The sequence below is a fragment of the Kribbella sp. NPDC056861 genome (assembly GCF_040687575.1).
In the GTDB taxonomy this organism is placed as follows: domain Bacteria; phylum Actinomycetota; class Actinomycetes; order Propionibacteriales; family Kribbellaceae; genus Kribbella.
In genome coordinates this window covers 1050697-1067439 of sequence record NZ_JBFBNQ010000001.1, presented here as the reverse complement: position 1 = coordinate 1067439, position 16743 = coordinate 1050697, and the positions used below count along the sequence as shown (strand labels likewise).

The following is a 16743-nucleotide window of genomic DNA, read 5'->3' as shown; positions in this document are numbered from 1 at the left end:
AGGTGGCGTACATAGCAGCGGCCGGCGTGACCGGCCGTAAACCCGGGCCATCACCAGTGGCGCGGGACACGAGACCAACGCTCGACCGAGCTGCCGCATAGGACGACCCGGCCCTGCCGGGGGTTCGACGCACCGCCGCACCGGGTGGTGCTCATCGTCGTACCCCGCTGTGTGCTCCCTTGACGCCGACAACGTCACGCCCTCGGGCGCGACTCGCAGAGGGGAGACGCCGATGGCACTCGCGGCCATGCCGACGGCAGCATCTGTGGGGCTCGTTCTGATCGGGTTGCTGATCGTCGGCCTCTTGGGCTGGATCGGGTTCACGCTGTCTCGCCGCAAGGTCGCCGACGTGTCCGCGGCCCACACCGCCGCCGAGGCGAACGCCAAGCTCGAGGCGGCCACTATCACTGCCGACGCCAAGTCGGCCGCCGATCGCGTCACGCGGCAGGCCGAGGAAGCAGCCGCCGTACTGCGGGTGCGCGCCGAGTCCGCCGAGCAGCGGGCCGAGGAGATCCGGCGTGACTCCGAGACCCGCGCTGAGGAGATCCGCCGCGACTCGGAGACCCGGGCGTCCGACGTACGGCGGGAAGCCGAGCAGCGCGCCTCCGACGTACGCCGGGAGGCCGAGTCCGAGGCGCAGTCGATTCGCGAGGACCTGCGCGAGCAGCGTCTCGAGATGGAGCGCCGCGAGCACCGGCTGACCGAGCGCGAGGAACGCCTCGACGAGCAGCACCGCGGGATCGAGGAGCGGCAGAGCGAACTCACCACCCAGCTCGCCGAGCTCGATCAGCGCAAGGCCGAGATCCGCGACCTGGAAGACGAGCGCCGCCGGATCCTGGAGGGCGTCGCCAACTTGACCACCGAGCAGGCCAAGGCCGAGCTGGTGCACGCGATCGAGGCGGAGGCCAAGCGGCACGCGCACACGATCGTTCGCGACATCGAGCGGCAGGCGCAGGACGAGGGCGAGGTCAAGGCCCGCAAGATCATCACCGGCGCCGTCCAGCGGCTGGCCTCGGAGCAGACCAGCGAGTCGGTCGTGTCGGTCGTGCACCTGCCCAGCGACGACATGAAGGGCCGGATCATCGGCCGCGAGGGCCGCAACATCAGGTCTTTCGAGCAGACCACCGGCGTCAACCTGATCATCGACGACACCCCCGAGGCGGTGCTGCTGTCCTGCTTCGACCCGGTACGCCGGGAGACAGCGCGGCTGACCCTCGACTCGCTGGTGCTCGACGGCCGGATCCACCCGAGCCGGATCGAGGAGATCTACGAGCGCAGCAGGGGCGAGGTCGCCGAGCTGTGTGAGCGGGCCGCCGAGGACGCGATGGCCGATGTCGGCATCACCGATCTGCATCCGGAGCTGGTCCGCACGATGGGGCTGCTGCGCTACCGCACGTCGTACGGGCAGAACGTGCTGAAGCACCTGATCGAGTGTGCGCACCTCGCCGGGATGATGGCTGCCGAGCTGGGGCTCGACCCCGAGCGCTGCAAGCGCGGCGCGTTCCTGCACGACATCGGCAAGGCGTTGACGCACGAGTCCGAGGGCAGTCACGCGATCGTCGGGGCCGAGCTGGCCCGCAAGTACGGTGAGGACTTCGACGTCGTGCACTGCATCGAGGCGCACCACAACGAGGTCGAGGTGCGGACCGTCGAGGCGGTCCTGACCCAGGCCGCGGACGCGATCAGCGGTGGCCGGCCGGGTGCGCGGCGCGAGTCGCTCGAGGCCTACGTGCAGCGGCTGGAGCGGCTCGAGGAGATCGCGATGCACCACGACGGCGTCGAGAAGGTGTTCGCGATGCAGGCCGGCCGCGAGATCCGGGTGATGGTGCTGCCGGATGCGGTCGACGACATCGCCGCCCAGGTGATGGCGCGCGACATCGCCAAGCAGGTCGAGGAGGAGCTGACCTACCCGGGCCAGATCCGCGTCACCGTGGTGCGCGAATCCCGCGCGACCGAGGTCGCGAAGTAGCGTTCACTGGTACTTCGCGCGCCAGGCCGGCGGCTCGAACGGCGATCCGTAAATCCGGGTCTCGCGGGCGATCCGGCCGTCGGCGAACTCGACGATGTTCGCCACATGGAAGATCTCGCCGCCGTAGTCCGAGCGCCCGAGCACGACGAAGTGGTCGCCCTCGCCGATGATCCGCTGGATCTCGATCGAGGGCGGTGCCGGATACTCGCGCTGCATCGCGCGCATCGTGTCCCGGCCGACGATCCGCTCGCCGGACTGCGGCATCTCCAGCACGTAGTCCTCGGTCCGCAGTTCGTGCTCGGCCTCGGCGGACAGCGCGAGCTGCCCGTCCATCGGCCAGAGACGCTCCAGCAGGTCGCGATTCTTGTCGGTCATGGCAACCACCCGCCCTTCTTCCGCCCAGCCTGAGGCGCGGTCTTCAGCCAGTCTTAAACCGGATCGAGCTGGCGCGCCACAGCGGCCGGGATCCGCAGACCGGTTGCCTGAGCCGAAGCGACAAACCGTGCCACGAGTACGTCGCTGCGCCCGGCCGTCAGCGCGACCACATCCCGCGACTGCGGCGGATCCAGTCGATGCACGGTCCCCGCAAACCCGGCCGGCACCCCACTGACCGGTACTACGGCCGCTCCCAGCCCCGCCGCGGCCAAGGCGGGCGCCGAGGTGGTTTGCCTGGTGCGGATGACGACCTCAGGCGAGACGTGGTGCTCGACGAACAGTCCGTCGAGCCAGCCGGCCAGGCCATGCGGACCGGCGTACTGGATGACTGGGTAGTTGTGCAGGGCACTGATCGGGACGGGACCGGGCTGATCGCCGAGGGGGTCGCCGGTGGCGAAGACGACGACGACTTCCTCGCTGCTGATGAGGTCGACGGCGCCGTCCCAGCGGGTCGGTCGCGGGCTGATCGCGACGTCGATCTCGTCGGCGGTGATCATCGCCGCTAGTGCGTCGGCGCTGTTCCGTTCTTGCAGGACCAGGCGGACGCGGGGGTGACGCTTGCGCCAGGTGCGGAGCAGGGGAGCGACCAGGCCGGCGGTCATCGAGCCGGCGCAGCCGATCCGGAGTTGTCCTTCGTCGAGTGCGGCCACCGCGCGACCTGCCTGGACGACGCGGTCAGCCGCCTCCAAGGCTCCGCGGGCGTGGGTGAGCGCCTCCCGGCCGGCTGCGGTCGGCCTGATTCCGCGGGGGAGTCGTTCGAGGAGGGGAGAGCCGAGTTCGCTCTCCAGGACTGCGATCTGGTGGGAGAGCGCTGGTTGGGACAGGTGCAACCGCGCGGCGGCCTGGGTGATCGATCCCGCCTCGACGGTGGCGACGAAGCACTCTAGGGCTCGGAGCGTTGGCATAGGAGAATTCTATGGGTGGCCACAAAAAGTTGTCTTTGTGCTGATGGGTTTCGGCGATCAGGCTGGATGGCATGACAGAACTCAAAGGCAGCCAAGTGGTGATCGTGGCGGGAACGTCGGGGATCGGCCGGCGGATCGCTCAGGACGTCGTCGATCAGGGCGCGCACGTGACGATCACCGGGCGCAGCGCTTCCGCAGTACGGGCTGTGGCTGAGGCGATCGAAGGTGAGGTGGCGACCGCGGTCGTTGACCTGAGCAACGAAGAGTCGATTGCCGCGCTCGCGCAGCAGCACGGACCGGTTGATCACCTGATCTCGCTGGCCAACGCTCCGGCGAAAGGTCCGGTGGAGGAGTTGGACCGGGAGGTGATCACCCGCGCCTTCGATGTGAAGGTGATCGGTGCCCTGCTGCTGGTCAAGCATCTGCGGCCGACGGCGTCGGTGACGCTCTTCTCCGGGATCGTGGCTTGGCGGCCGCGGCCCGGGATGGCCGTCACGGCGACCACGAACGGTGCTGTGGCGTTCCTGGCTCAGGCGCTCGCGGTCGAACTGGCGCCGGTCCGCGTCAACGCGGTGTCGCCGGGCATCGTCGACTCCGGTGCGTGGGACGGGATGGGCGCGGACAAGGACAAGATGTTCGCCGACGTCGCGACGCGTAACCCGGCCCGCCGGATCGGTACTCCGGAAGACATCTCGGCGGCGGTCCTGGGCGCGATCACCAATCCGTTCCTGACCGGCACCGTCCTGCACCTCGACGGCGGCGCCCGCCTGGTCTGAGCCGGACTACTCCTTGGGCATATGGCTGGGAGTGACGTCGATCTGCTCGTCGATCACATAGTGATGCGGCTCGGTCGTGTACTGCTCCTCGACCGACGGCTTGATCAGCTCGATCTCGTCGGCGTGCTTGGCGTTGGCCAGCCGGTACGAGAACCAGAGCCCGAAGACGCCGCCGAGCATGATGATGATGCCGACCGCGGTGAGGTTGATCTTGCTCGAGTCGCCGCCACGAACCGCGAAAGCGAGAACGGCACCGACCACGATGACCGCAATTCCCCCGTTGATCCTCATCGCCACCTCCAGGAGTGACTTTCCGTGAATGAGTGCTTACTCAAAGTACCCGATTCACGGAAGGTCATGCACTCAGCGGAAGGCTGCCTGGCCGGTCAGGGCTTGGCCGATGACGAGTTGGTGCACCTCGGAGGTGCCTTCGTAGGTGAGGACGGACTCGAGGTTGTTGGCGTGCCGCATGATCGGGTACTCGCCGCTGATGCCGTTCGCGGCCAGGATCGTGCGGCACTCGCGGGCGATCGCGATCGCTTCGCGGACGTTGTTGAGTTTGCCGACGCTGACCTGTTCGGGGCGCAGTGTGCCCCTCTCCTTCAGGCGGCCGAGGTGGACGGCGAGCAGGATGCCCTTGTTCAGCTCGACGGCCATGTCCGCGAGCTTCGCCTGGGTCAGCTGGTACGCCGAGAGCGGCTTGTCGAAGACCTGGCGCTCACCGGCGTACGCGATCGCGGTCTCCAGGCAGTCGCGGGCCGCGCCCATCGCGCCGAAGATGATCCCGAAGCGTGCCTCGTTCAGGCAGCCCAGCGGGCCGGACAGTCCGCGGGCCTCGGGCAGCAGGGCAGAGGCCGGCAGCCGGACGTCGTCGAAGATCAGCTCCGACGTCACCGAGGCCCGCAGCGACATCTTCCGGGTGATCTCCGGCGCCGAGAACCCCGGCGTGTCAGTCGGTACTGCGAAACCGCGCACCCCATCGTCCGTCTTGGCCCAGACCACCGCGACGTCGGCCACCGACCCGTTGGTGATCCACATCTTCGAACCGTTCAGCACCCAGTCGTCGCCGTCGCGGCGCGCGTTCGTGCGCATGCCGCCGGGGTTCGACCCGAAGTCGGGCTCGGTCAGCCCGAAGCAGCCGATCGCCTCGCCGGCGGCCATCCGCGGCAGCCACTCGTTCTTCTGCTCCTCACTGCCGTACTTCCAGATCGCGTACATCGCCAGCGATCCCTGCACGCTCACCAGCGACCGCATCCCGGAGTCGGCCGCCTCGATCTCCAGGCAGGCGAGCCCGTAGGCCACCGGTCCGAGACCGGCGCATCCGTAGCCGGTCAGGTGCATCCCCAGCAGTCCGAGCGCGCCGAGCTCCTTCGCCAGTTCCCGCGCCGGAATGCTCGCCGACTCGAACCACTCCGGCAGTTGCGGCCGCAACCGCTCGTCCGCGAAGCGCCGGGCCGTCGCCCTGATCGCGACTTCCTCTTCGGTGAGCAGCGAGTCGACATCCACGAGATCCAGCGAAACGGTCATGCCCACACGCTAACGGCAACAGCGCCTCAACACCCTGAGGAAGAACTCACACTCGAGGCACTCGAAGCAGTCGAGGCAGTCGAAGCACCCGATGGCCTCACTTCGAGTACCAGGGCCACCACCAGTGCCGCTTCCGCGGATGCCGGACGACGATCGACCCGTGCTTGGCCTGCCCGGTGACGACGAGCCGTACGCCGCCCGCGGTCGGCGCGGTCGCCTTGTTCTTGGCCGCGCTGTGCACCATGTCGACGTTGTCGATGTCGACGCTCCAGCCGTGCGGCACCACCATCACCACCGAGCTGTGCTTGGCGTGTGCCTCCACGTGCACCTCACGCCAGCGGACCACCGCGTCGGTGAAGTCGAGCTTCACCGACGAGTGCTCGGCGACGGCGGTGACCCGCTCCGGCACCACCCAGGCGCCTTCGCGCTTCTGCGCGCTGTGCTTGGCGCGGATCGTCAGCTCGGCCGAGTTGCTGCCGTGCGCGACCGGCTCCAGGTCCGCGGTGGCGGTTCGCAGTTCGATCTCGGTCTTGGCGGCGTAGATCTGCGTCAGCCGCTCGTCCAGTTCCTCGAAGTCCAGCCGGCCGTCGCTGTGCGCTTCCTGGATCACCGCGGCGGCGCGTTCGCGGTCGTGATCGGAGGCCCTGCGGGCGGGCGGGGGCTGTTCCAGACTCATGAGCCAACGGTAGCGCTGCCGAGGCCCGACCGGTGGCCGGCACCTGTGACAATAGGTCGCGTGAATCAACGCACCGTCGTCATCCTCGGTTCGACCGGCTCGATCGGGACGCAGGCCCTCGAGCTGATCGGCCGGAACCGGGATCGGTTCCGGGTGCTCGCGCTGTCCGCGGGCGGCGACAACGTCGGCCTGCTCGCGCAGCAGGCGCTGGAGTTCGAGGTCGAGGTGGTCGGGGTCGCCAAGGCCACGACGGCGCAAGACCTGCAGTTGGCCTTCTACGCCGAGGCGCAGAAGCGCGGCTATGCCCAGGGACAGTTCCGGATCCCGAAGATCATCACCGGGCCGGACGCCTCGACCGAACTGGCCGGCCTGACCTGCGACGTCGTACTGAACGGCATCACCGGATCAGTCGGACTGCGGCCCACCCTGGCCGCCCTGGACGCCGGTACGACGCTCGCGCTCGCCAACAAGGAGTCACTCGTCATCGGCGGCCCACTCGTCGTCAAGCGGGTCAAGCCGGGCCAGATCGTTCCGGTCGACTCCGAGCACAGCGCGATCGCCCAGTGTCTGCGCGCCGGCACCGCCGACGAGGTACGCCGGTTGGTGGTGACCGCGAGCGGCGGGCCGTTCCGTGGCCGCAGCCGCGCCGAGATGGCCGACGTGACCCCGGAGCAGGCGGCCAACCACCCGACCTGGGACATGGGCCCGGTGATCACGATCAACTCCGCGAACCTGATCAACAAGGGCCTCGAGGTGATCGAGGCGCACCTGCTCTACGGCCTGCCGATGGACCGGATCGAGGTCGTCGTGCACCCGCAGTCGATCGTGCACTCGATGGTCGAGTTCGTCGACGGCTCCACCATGGTCCAAGCCTCGCCGCCGGACATGCGGCTGCCGATCGCGCTCGCACTTGGCTGGCCCGACCGGATTCCGGACGCCGCGCCGAGCTGCGACTGGACCACGGCGTCCTCCTGGGAGTTCGAGCCGCTCGACAACGAGGCCTTCCCGGCCGTCCAGCTGGCCCGCGAGGCGGGGGAGCGCGGCGGTACTGCGCCCGCCGTCCTGAATGCGGCGAACGAGGTCTGCGTCGAGGCGTTCCGCAACGGCCGGCTGCCGTTCCTCGGCATCGTCGACACCGTCGCCCGGGTGGTGACCGAACACGACGTACCCTCGTACGAGGAACTGTCCGTCGACGACGTGCTCGCCGCGGACGCCTGGGCCCGCGCCCGGGCCCGCGAACTGACCGGTACCACGGACGACAGCGGCAACAAAGAGGCCCAGGAGACCACACAGGTATGAGCGCACTCCTCACTTTCATCGGCGTGGTGCTGTTCGTGATCGGCATTCTGGCGTCGGTCGCGCTGCATGAAATGGGTCACATGCTGCCCGCGAAGGCGTTCGGCATGAAGGTCACGCAGTTCTTCGTCGGCTTCGGCAAGACGGTCTGGTCGACCAAGCGCGGGGAGACCGAGTACGGCTTCAAGGCGATTCCGGCCGGTGGGTTCGTCCGGATCATCGGGATGATGCCGCCGGCCAAGGGGCAGGACCCGAGCAAGGTGCGCAAGGCCAACACCGGGCCGATCCAGTCGCTGGTCGAGAACGCCCGCACGGCGGAGTACGAGACGATCGATCCGGCCGACAACGGGCGGCTGTTCTACCAGAAGGTGTGGTGGAAGAAGCTGATCGTGATGGCGTCCGGCCCGCTGGTGAACGTGGTGATCGCGTTCGTCCTGTTCGGCGGCCTGTTCATGCTGTACGGCGCCAACGTCGCTCAGACCACCGTCGCCACCGTCACCGACTGTGTGATCCCCGCGTCGGAGGCAGCCAAGCCGGACCGCGTCTGCACGAACGCCGACAAGGTCTCGCCGGCCAAGACGGCCGGCTTCCAGGTCGGCGACAAGATCCTGTCCTTCAACGGCAGCACCATCAACTCCTGGGACGACCTGACCCCGCTGATCCGGGCGAACACCGACAAGGCCGCGACCATCGTGGTCGAGCGGAACGGTCAGCAGGTGACGCTGACCACCAACACCATCCTCAACCAGGTGGTGGAGAAGGCCGGCTCGGACAAGATCGTCTCGGTCGGCTTCCTCGGGGTCTCACCGGAGCAGAAGGTGGTCCGGCAGGACTTCGGCTTCGTCGTCGACAAGATGGGCGAGCTGACCGTCGCCACCGTCAAGGCGCTCGGCAACTTCCCGGAGAAGCTGGTCGGCGTCGCCAAGTCGATCGTCGGCGGCGAGCGCGACGAGAACAGCCCGATGAGCGTCGTCGGCGCCAGCCGCGTGGCCGGTGAGGTCGCCTCGAACCAGGACCTGACGGTGCCGGCCCGGATCGCGTTCCTGGTCTCGCTGCTCGCCTCGCTGAACCTGTTCCTCGCCCTGTTCAACTTCATTCCGCTGCTGCCGCTCGACGGCGGGCACATGATCGGCGCGATCTGGGAAGGCATCCGGCGCGGCTTCGCCAAGCTGTTCGGCCGGCCCGATCCCGGGTACGTCGACGTGGCCAAGCTGCTGCCGATCGCCTATGTGGCGGCCAGCGTCATCGTGGTGATGGGCGTGCTGCTCGTCATCGCCGACATCGTGAACCCGATCCGACTCTTCAACGGCTAAGAACCTCCTCCAACGGACAAAGGACAAATGAGCATCTCCCTGGGCATGCCCGCGCTGCCTCCGCCGACCCTCGCCCCGCGCCGCAAGACCCGCCAGATCAAGGTGGGCAAGGTGCTGGTCGGTGGCGACGCTCCGATCTCCGTGCAGTCGATGGCCACCACCTTGACCTCGGACGTCAACACGACGCTGCAGCAGATCGCGGAGCTGACCGCGGCCGGGTGCGACATCGTCCGGGTCGCCTGCCCGTCGCAGGACGACGCCGACGCGCTGGCCGAGATCGCCCAGCACTCGCAGATCCCGGTGATCGCCGACATCCACTTCCAGCCGAAGTACGTGTTCGCCGCGATCGAGGCGGGCTGTGCGGCGGTCCGGGTGAACCCGGGCAACATCCGCAAGTTCGACGACCAGATCAAGGAGATCGCGGCCGCCGCGAAGGACCACGGCACCTCGATCCGGATCGGCGTGAACGCCGGCTCGCTGGACCCGCGGCTGCTGAAGAAGTACGGCAAGGCCACCCCCGAGGCGCTGGTCGAGTCGGCCGTCTGGGAGGCGTCGCTGTTCGAGGAGCACGACTTCCACGACTTCAAGATCTCGGTCAAGCACAACGACCCGGTCGTGATGGTGAAGGCCTACGAGCTGCTCTCCGAGGCGGGCGACTGGCCGCTGCACCTCGGCGTCACCGAGGCCGGCCCGGCGTTCCAGGGCACGATCAAGTCGTCGGTCGCCTTCGGCGCGCTGCTGGCCAAGGGCATCGGTGACACCATCCGGGTCTCGCTGTCCGCGCCGCCGGTCGAGGAGGTCAAGGTCGGCCTGCAGATCCTGCAGTCGCTGAACCTGCGCGAGCGCAAGCTGGAGATCGTCTCCTGCCCGTCCTGCGGCCGCGCCCAGGTGGACGTCTACACGTTGGCCGAGCAGGTCACCGCCGGCCTCGAGGGCATGGAGGTCCCGCTTCGGGTCGCCGTGATGGGCTGTGTCGTGAACGGTCCGGGCGAGGCCCGCGAAGCCGACCTCGGTGTTGCCTCCGGCAACGGCAAGGGCCAGATCTTCGTCAAGGGCGAGGTGATCAAGACGGTGCCCGAGTCGAAGATCGTCGAGACCCTGATCGAAGAGGCGATGCGGCTGGCCGAGGAGATGGGCGAGTCCGTCCAGGGCGGCGAGCCCACCGTCACCGTCAGCTGATTCCCCCACTGCAGTAAGCGCAGCCTGCGGTCAGCGGGGCCTGCGGTAAGCGCGGCGTAACCGGCGCCGCGCCCATCCGGGTGGTCTGCCGTCCCGAAGTGCCAGTGACCTGTTCGTCACTGCGTTCGGATGGAGCACCATGATCACCTTGGCCCTGATCGGATTGCTGGGTGGGTTGATCACGGGTGTCTCGCCGTGCGTCCTGCCGATGCTGCCGATCATCTTCTTCGCCGGCACCAACAACACCGCTGCCAAGCCTGCCCGCAAGACCGTTGCCGACGGCGACGTGCTGGTGGAGGAGGTCGAGCTCGGCAAACCGGCCCGGGACTGGCGGCCGCTGAAGATCATCGCCGGGATCATCGTCAGCTTCAGCGTCTTCACGCTGGCCGGCTCGGTGATCCTGTCCGCGCTCGGCCTGCCGGACGACTTCCTGCGCTGGGGCGGACTCACCATCCTGACCCTGGTCGGCCTCGGCCTGATCTTCCCCGCCCTCGGGCACTGGATCGAGAAGCCGTTCTACCGGCTGCCGAAGATCAACCGCAACAACAACGGCGCCTTCGTCCTCGGTCTTGGTCTCGGCACCCTCTACGTTCCCTGCGCCGGACCGGTGCTCGCGGCAATCACTGTCGCCGGCGCGACCGGCAACGTTGGCTGGCGGACGGTAGTACTGACTGTGTCCTTCGCGTTCGGCGCGGCGCTGCCGTTGCTGATCTTCGCGTCCGCCGGGTCGCGGATCTCGCAGCGGGTCAAGGCGTACCGCGATCACGCTCGCGGCTTCCGCGTCGGTGGCGGCATCGTGATGATCCTGCTGGCGATCGCGCTGGCCTTCAACATCACCGACGTGATCCAGCGCTCGCTGCCCAGCTACACCAGCGGGCTGGAGAAGAAGGTCGCGGAGAACAAGACCGTGCAGGGCGCGCTGGCCCCGGCGATCGGGGTCGGCGGCGAAGAGCTGGCCAAGTGCACCCCAGGTGTCGCGGAGTTGGCTTCTTGTGGCGCGGCGCCGGAGTTTCGGGGTACGCAGAAGTGGTTCAACACCCCGGGTGGGCAGCCGGCGACGTTGGCCGGGTTGAAGGGCAAGGTCGTACTGGTCGATTTCTGGGCCTACTCGTGCATCAACTGCCAGCGTGCTACCCCGCACCTGCTGGCCTGGGACAAGGCGTACAAGTCGCTCGGGTTGCAGATTGTCGGCATCCACTCGCCGGAGTTCGCGTTCGAGAAGTCGGCCGGCAACGTGCAGTCGGCGATCAGCAAGGAGAAGATCGGCTATCCGGTCGGGCAGGACAACAACCTGGCGACCTGGACCGCCTATCGCAACCAGTACTGGCCGGCGAAGTACCTGGTCGATGCCGAAGGCACCGTCCGGTCGATCAAGTTCGGTGAAGGCGACTACGGCCAGACCGAGAACCAGATCCGCGAACTGCTGAAGGCTGCCAACCCGAACGTCCAGTTGCCGTCGCCGGTGGACGGCACTGTGCAGGCGGACTCGATCGGCGCGGAGGGCACCACGCCGGAGACCTACCTGGGCTACTCGAGGTCGACCAACCTCAACGGCACCGGCAAGCTCACCCCGAACAAGACCGTTGCCTTCGGCCTCAACGCGACGCAGCCGGACGACACCTTCAGCCTCGGCGGCAGTTGGGCGGTCGGCACGCAGAGCGTCACCTCGAGCAAGGGTTCGCAGGCCCGCCTCAACTTCCAGGCGGCCAAGGTGTTCCACGTCCTATCCGGCGATGGCACCGTGACCGTGTCGATCCCCGGCGAGCCGGACAAAATCGTCAAGGTCTCCGGTACGCCGAACGCCTACCAGCTGGTCGACAAGCCCGCTCAGGAACGCAAGACGATGACGCTGACCTACAGCGCGGGCGTCTCCGCCTTCACCTTCAGCTTCGGGTGACCGGTACCCTCGCCGCGTGACGGAGTACATGGTGGTCAGCGCGACCCGCGGCGAGGCTCGGTACGTTCCGGAAGGGATCCCGGTGGTCATCACCGGGGTCGGCAAGACGGCGGCGGCGGTGATCACCGCGCAGGCCCTGGCCGGTCGCGACACCTGCAACCTGGTCGTCCTGAACATCGGTACGACGGGCGCGCTGCGCGACGGCCTGGCCGGGCTCTACCTGCCGAGCGAGGTCGTCAACCACGACATCAACGCGGAAGCCGTCCGGGCGATCGGGCTGGACCCGAAGGAGTCGCTGCTGATCGAGGGCGGCGACGGCACGGTGCTCGCCTCGGGCGATGTGTTCGTCACCGATCCGGTGGTCAGGGCGAAGCTGGCCGAGCGAGCCCACCTGGTCGACATGGAGGCGTACGGCGTGGCGTTCGCCTGCCGGCAGTTCGGCGTACCGGTGCGGTTGGTCAAGCACGTCTCCGATTCGGCCGACGAGACCGCCCTCGATTGGCCTGCGATGGTCGAGGCCAGCGCCAAGGTCCTGGGCGAGTGGCTTCGCGCCGAGTTGCACTGAGCACCCTGACACCTACGCTTGACCTTGCCCCCAGGGGCAGGGTTTAGCGTCGTGGTCAGAGGAGGCGGCATGCACATCAGTGACTTGGCGGCTGAGGCCGGCGTGACGGTCAAGGCAGTCCGGTACTACGAGTCGCAGGGGCTCTTGAAGCCCCGGCGAGAGGCCAACGGGTACCGGCTCTACAGCGCCGAGGACGTGATCGTGGTGCGGGAGGTCAAGGCGCTGTTGTCGCTCGGGCTGACCGCGGAGCAGACGTATCCGTTCATCGAGTGCCTGCGGGCCGGGAACGATCGCGCCGACGTCTGCCCGGCGTCACTGACGGCGTACCGGGCCCGGATCGACGAGGTGGATCGACGGATCGCCGAGCTGACCGAGCTACGAGCCAAGCTGGCCGACCTCCTGACCGATGCCGAGAACTGGAGGACCAAGGTATGACCGAACTACTCACCGCGGACGAGGCCAACTTCGACCAGGTGGTGCTGGGCGCCGACAAGCCCGTGCTGGTGGACTTCTGGGCGCAGTGGTGCCCGCCGTGCCACCAGATCGTGCCGATCCTGCAGCAGGTCGCCGCCGAGCGCGCCGACCGGCTGACGGTGGTGAAGGTGAACTCCGACGAGAACCCGGCGATCTCCGCGAAGTACCGGGTGATGGCGCTGCCGACGCTGATGCTGTTCCATCACGGCGAGCTGATCTGGTCGGTGGTGGGCGCCCGCCCGAAGGCGAAACTACTGAAGGAGCTCGACGACGCGCTGCTGACGGTGGTCTGAACCACTCCGCGCCTCTTGCTTGGTAGCTAGCTAGATTGCTAGCATCCGAGCATGACCGAGGAAGCCGCCAAGAAGGCGCAGTTCAACGTCTACCTGCCACCGGAGCTGATCCGCCGGATCAAGCACCAGGCGATCGACGAGGGCGCGAGCCTGTCCGCCCTCGTCGAGCAGGCGTTGACGGCGTACCTGGCCGAGCATCAGGAGGCGCGGGGATGACGGAGGTAGTGGTTCGCCCATTGCGGTTCACCGACCAGGTGGCCGGGATGCGGGCGTTTCTGGAAGCGCTGGGGCTGCGCTCGCGGATCGAGTCGGAGCGCGGCGGCTGGGTCGACATGGTCGCCGGCCGGGGCATGGTGGCGCTGCACAGTGCCACCGGCTCCACCACGGGAGCCGCGCAGGGTGAGACGAAGCTGGCGTTCGAGGCGGATGACATCGACGAGCTGCTGGGCCGGTTCGAGGCGGCGGGGTACGACGACGCCAGCATCTTCGACGAGGCGTTCGGGCGGGTGCTGACGGCGAGTGGGCCGGACGGCGCCAAGCTGTGGATCGATGAGCGCAGCAAGGATCTCTACGGCTACAAGCTGCATGCCGCGGAGCCGGATGTGCGGTGGTCGGTGACGCCGGTGCTCGGGACGGCCGACCAGGCCGGCTGGGAGCGTCTGCTCGCGGTGCTCGGTGGTGACAGTCCCGAGCTGGTGAAGTTCCGGGAGGCAGCGGCGTTCGACGTACGGATCGAGCTGGCGACCTCCGAGAGTCTGGCGGAGGTGGCCGCGCGGCTGGCATCGGCTGGATATCCGGCGGAGTTGAGCGACGGCGTGCTGACTGTGAAGGATCCCGACGGGCAGAGCGTGCGGGTGCTCGGATGATCCGGGTGCGGCGGGCGGAGCTCGACGATGTCGAGGCGGTGCGGGCGGTCGGGCTGAAGACCTGGCCGGTGGCGTACGACGGGCTGGTGTCGGACGAGTTCATGCAGCACGGGCTGGCCGAGTGGTGGTCGGTGCAGGCGGTCGAGCGGAGTATTGACAAGGGCATCACCTTGGTGGCTGTTGCCGATGACGAGCAGGTCGTGGGGATGGTCGGGCTCGGGCAGGAGCAGGGTTTCTGGGTGATGTGGAAGCTTTATGTGCTGCCGGAGTACCAGGGGCAGGGCGTCGGCAAAGCGCTGCTGGACGCGGCGATCGCGGCGTTGCCGAGAGGGGTCGATCAGTTACTGCTCGATGTTTTGGTGACGAACGAACCGGCGATCGGGTTTTACCGCAAGAATGGGTTCGGGACGGCGCGGAGTACGCCGGATCGTGAGCTCGGGGATGAGCTGATGTGGATGGCCCTTGACCTCTAGGTTGCGTGACGACGCCGACTTCCGGCGGTACTGGCTGGCGCGGTCGTTCTCGATGACGGGCTCGATGGTGACGGCTGTCGCCTTGCCTGTGCTCGTCTACCGATTGACCGGTTCGCCGTTCCTGACCGCGTTGGTGACGGCGCTGGAGGCAGCGCCGTACCTGCTGACCGGGCTGTTCGCGGGCGCACTCTCGGATCGCTGGAACCGCAAGCGGGTGATGGTCTCCGCCGACCTGATCAACGCCGTGGTGATCGGCTCGATCCCGGTGGCGCACCTGCTCGGGGTGCTGACGGTCGCGCAGGTGCTGGTGGTCGGGTTCGTCGTGCAGACGGTCTTCACGTTCTTCGACGGTGCCAACTTCGGGGCGTTGCCGGTGCTGGTCGGGCGGGCGCGGGTCGCGCAGGCGAACGCGGCGGTGTGGACCGCGGGCAGCCTGATCGAGCTGTTCGTCCCGCCGCTCGCGGGACTCACGCTCGCGGTGCTCAGCCCGGCCAGTCTGCTCACGCTGGACGCGCTGAGTTTCGTTGCCTCGGCCCTCGCAGTCCGCGGCATCGTCCGGGTGATGTCGGAGCAGCGGGCCGACCAGGCACCGTTGCGGCCGCGGGTCATCTTCGCGGACATCGCCGAAGGGGTGCTGTTCCTGGTCCGCCACGCCGGAGTGCGGACGATGACGATCGTGGGCTCGCTGCAGTCGTTCGCCGGCGGTGGGTTCGTCGCGCTGATGGTGGTCTGGTGCGACCGCGTTCTGGACGTCGGTACTTCGGGTCTGCGGTTCGGGCTGGTGTTCGGCGCCTGGGGGATCGGCGGGCTGACCGCCGCGGTCGCGTTGCCGCGGTTGCTGAAGCGGTTGCCGGCGGCCGCGATCACGCTCTACGCGCTTCCTTTCTCGGCCGTTCTGGGGATCGTCACGGTGCTGATGCCGAGCTGGCCGCTGGCCTCGATCGCCTTGCTGACTTGGGGTTCGGCGTACGTGCTGGTGATCGTCAACTCCGTCTCCTACCGGCAGCAGGTGACGCCGGAGCAGTTGCTCGGCCGAGTCAACACGGCCGGCCGGATGTTGTCGTGGGGAGTGGGCTGGACCCTCGGCTCGATCGTCGCCGGAGTGATCAGCAGCCAGCTCGGCGTACGGCCCGCGATGGTGGTGATGGGGCTGTTCGGTTTCGTCGCCGTCGGGGTCGCCTGGACCTCGCCGTTGCGGCGAATTGCGGCGGCGCACGACCCGTTGCGCGCCGAAGGCGAAGTAATCAGCTAAGTTCTGCGGCGTGGGCGTACGGGTACTGGGTCCTCGCGACCTCTCAGCAGCGAGGGCCGTCATCGCCCGCGATCCGGTCGTGAACGTCTTCGTCGACTCCTTGGTGCAGGCCTCGGGGCTCGACCCGCGCCGCGGCGCGGAGGTCTGGGGATACGTCGAGAAGGGCGAACTCGAGGCGCTCTGCCATGCCGGCGGCAACATGGTGCCGGTCGGGGCGGGGGAGGCCGCGCTGCGCTCGTTCGCGGCGTACGCGCTGCGCCGGGGCCGCAACTGCTTCCAGATCCTCGGCCCGGCCCGGGCGGTCGACCAGCTGTGGACCGCGCTCGAGCCGCACTGGGGTCCGGCGCGGGAGGTCCGCGGCGAGCAGCCGTTCATGGTGATCGAGGACTCGCCGGTGATCGCGCCCGACCCGCTGGTCCGCCAGGTCGAGCCGGTCGAGCTGGGAATCCTGTACCCGGCCTGCGTGGCGATGTACACGGAGGAGGTCGGCGTACCGCCGCAGACGGGACCGGACGGCACCTTTTACCGGTCGCGGGTGGCCGAGCTGATCCGGGCCGGCCGCGCGTTCGCCCGGATCGAGGACGGCAAGGTCGTCTTCAAGGCCGAGATCGGCTCGGTCGGCAGCGGCGTCTGCCAGATCCAGGGCGTCTGGGTGGACCCGGAACGACGTGGCCAGGGGCTGGCTGCCGCGGGGATGGCGGCCGTGGTCGAGCTGGCGCGGGAGATCTCGCCGGTGGTCACGCTCTACGTCAACGCCTTCAACACGCCCGCGCGAGCGGCGTACGAGCGGGTCGGTTTCCGGACCATCGAGACCTTTGCCACCATCCTGTTCTAAGGCTGAGCGCTC

Annotated in this window: 19 protein-coding genes; 14 read left to right on the top strand and 5 right to left on the bottom strand. The window is 68.2% G+C overall.

Translation table 11 applies throughout. The features are described from left to right. Positions 1-232 precede the first annotated feature (232 nt). The gene (gene rny, locus AB0P21_RS04830) at positions 233-1969 is read left to right on the top strand and encodes a ribonuclease Y (protein ID WP_363693727.1); all 1737 of its coding nucleotides are present in this window, start codon (positions 233-235) and stop codon (positions 1967-1969) included. Positions 1970-1972: 3 nt separating this feature from the next. On the opposite strand, the gene AB0P21_RS04825 is transcribed toward rny, so the two are convergent. Beyond that, entirely contained in the window at positions 1973-2344 is a 372-nt protein-coding gene (locus AB0P21_RS04825; RefSeq protein WP_363693726.1) for a nuclear transport factor 2 family protein, read from the bottom strand. Between the two features lie 53 nt (positions 2345-2397). After that, positions 2398-3309 carry a LysR family transcriptional regulator gene (locus AB0P21_RS04820; protein ID WP_363693725.1) on the bottom strand — a complete coding sequence of 304 codons (912 nt, stop codon included), beginning with the start codon at positions 3307-3309 and terminating at the stop codon, positions 2398-2400. Between the two features lie 71 nt (positions 3310-3380). On the opposite strand from AB0P21_RS04820, the gene AB0P21_RS04815 reads away from it, so the two are divergent. Next, the gene (locus AB0P21_RS04815) at positions 3381-4085 is read left to right on the top strand and encodes an SDR family oxidoreductase (protein WP_363693724.1); all 705 of its coding nucleotides are present in this window, start codon (positions 3381-3383) and stop codon (positions 4083-4085) included. Positions 4086-4091: 6 nt separating this feature from the next. Here the strand turns inward: AB0P21_RS04815 and AB0P21_RS04810 are convergent, their stop codons facing one another. From AB0P21_RS04810 to AB0P21_RS04800, 3 genes are all read right to left on the bottom strand, one after another. Next, positions 4092-4376 carry a hypothetical protein gene (locus tag AB0P21_RS04810; protein ID WP_363693723.1) on the bottom strand — a complete coding sequence of 95 codons (285 nt, stop codon included), beginning with the start codon at positions 4374-4376 and terminating at the stop codon, positions 4092-4094. Between the two features lie 72 nt (positions 4377-4448). Further along, positions 4449-5612, bottom strand: a complete 1164-nt coding sequence (locus AB0P21_RS04805; RefSeq protein WP_363693722.1) for an acyl-CoA dehydrogenase family protein — start codon at positions 5610-5612, stop codon at positions 4449-4451. Positions 5613-5709: 97 nt separating this feature from the next. Next, positions 5710-6288: a DUF1707 domain-containing protein gene (locus AB0P21_RS04800; protein WP_363693721.1), complete on the bottom strand. Its 579-nt coding sequence runs from the start codon at positions 6286-6288 to the stop codon at positions 5710-5712. 60 nt (positions 6289-6348) lie between these two features. On the opposite strand from AB0P21_RS04800, the gene dxr reads away from it, so the two are divergent. The 12 genes from dxr to AB0P21_RS04740 all read left to right on the top strand — a co-directional run bounded on the left by dxr (position 6349) and on the right by AB0P21_RS04740 (position 16731). Further along, positions 6349-7587, top strand: a complete 1239-nt coding sequence (gene dxr, locus AB0P21_RS04795) for a 1-deoxy-D-xylulose-5-phosphate reductoisomerase (protein ID WP_363693720.1) — start codon at positions 6349-6351, stop codon at positions 7585-7587. Beyond that, on the top strand, positions 7584-8897 hold the full coding sequence (locus tag AB0P21_RS04790) for a M50 family metallopeptidase (protein WP_363693719.1): 1314 nt from the start codon (positions 7584-7586) through the stop codon (positions 8895-8897). The genes dxr and AB0P21_RS04790 overlap by 4 nt, the downstream gene beginning before the upstream one ends. A 27-nt stretch (positions 8898-8924) precedes the next feature. Further along, positions 8925-10076 (top strand): flavodoxin-dependent (E)-4-hydroxy-3-methylbut-2-enyl-diphosphate synthase, encoded by a 1152-nt coding sequence (gene ispG, locus AB0P21_RS04785; RefSeq protein ID WP_363693718.1) that lies wholly within the window; start codon positions 8925-8927, stop codon positions 10074-10076. Between the two features lie 139 nt (positions 10077-10215). Beyond that, a complete protein-coding gene (locus AB0P21_RS04780; RefSeq protein ID WP_363693717.1) occupies positions 10216-11973 on the top strand; it encodes a cytochrome c biogenesis protein CcdA in 1758 nt (585 codons plus the stop codon). Positions 11974-11989: 16 nt separating this feature from the next. Then, complete coding sequence (locus AB0P21_RS04775; RefSeq protein WP_363693716.1) at positions 11990-12538, top strand: nucleosidase; 549 nt, start codon at positions 11990-11992, stop codon at positions 12536-12538. Positions 12539-12607: 69 nt separating this feature from the next. Then, positions 12608-12973, top strand: a complete 366-nt coding sequence (locus AB0P21_RS04770; RefSeq protein WP_363693715.1) for a MerR family transcriptional regulator — start codon at positions 12608-12610, stop codon at positions 12971-12973. Further along, entirely contained in the window at positions 12970-13305 is a 336-nt protein-coding gene (trxA, locus tag AB0P21_RS04765; RefSeq protein WP_363693714.1) for a thioredoxin, read from the top strand. Before AB0P21_RS04770 ends, trxA begins: the two co-directional genes overlap by 4 nt. A 51-nt stretch (positions 13306-13356) precedes the next feature. Then, complete coding sequence (locus tag AB0P21_RS04760; protein ID WP_363693713.1) at positions 13357-13521, top strand: CopG family transcriptional regulator; 165 nt, start codon at positions 13357-13359, stop codon at positions 13519-13521. Next, positions 13518-14171, top strand: a complete 654-nt coding sequence (locus AB0P21_RS04755) for a VOC family protein (protein ID WP_363693712.1) — start codon at positions 13518-13520, stop codon at positions 14169-14171. The genes AB0P21_RS04760 and AB0P21_RS04755 overlap by 4 nt, the downstream gene beginning before the upstream one ends. Further along, positions 14168-14644 (top strand): N-acetyltransferase, encoded by a 477-nt coding sequence (locus AB0P21_RS04750; RefSeq protein WP_363693711.1) that lies wholly within the window; start codon positions 14168-14170, stop codon positions 14642-14644. Before AB0P21_RS04755 ends, AB0P21_RS04750 begins: the two co-directional genes overlap by 4 nt. Then, positions 14634-15896 (top strand): MFS transporter, encoded by a 1263-nt coding sequence (locus tag AB0P21_RS04745; protein WP_363693710.1) that lies wholly within the window; start codon positions 14634-14636, stop codon positions 15894-15896. Before AB0P21_RS04750 ends, AB0P21_RS04745 begins: the two co-directional genes overlap by 11 nt. Positions 15897-15906: 10 nt before the next feature. After that, entirely contained in the window at positions 15907-16731 is an 825-nt protein-coding gene (locus AB0P21_RS04740; RefSeq protein ID WP_363693709.1) for a GNAT family N-acetyltransferase, read from the top strand. Positions 16732-16743: the final 12 nt, after the last annotated feature.